1 protein-coding gene is annotated in these 238 nt (G+C 68.1%); it reads right to left on the bottom strand.

Annotated elements, in window-relative coordinates:
• A partial coding sequence (locus ACX9YW_RS23555; RefSeq protein ID WP_460351229.1) for a hypothetical protein occupies positions 1–238 on the bottom strand: 238 nt, incomplete at both ends.

Raw genomic sequence — 238 nt, 5'->3', positions numbered from 1 at the left:
ACCACGACGTTCTCCACCCCGTCGATCACCTTGACGAGGTCCGTGACGATGATCGTCACTCCGTGGTTGAGACGCTCACCCTCCTCCACCGAGCTGCCCCGGTAGTCCAGCCGGCTCCCTGGCTGCAGGGGGTACCACCGGTGGTTGACCCGCGCGGAGTCCCCGAACCGGGCAGGGTCGTAGTCCTCGGCGGCGACATGGACGGAGGACCCCGGCGACGTCTCGGACCCGTCTGATG

Source organism: Pseudoneobacillus rhizolycopersici (assembly GCF_054786815.1).
Note: the sequence above shows the minus strand (reverse complement) of the source record. Positions and strands in the feature narration are given on the sequence as shown.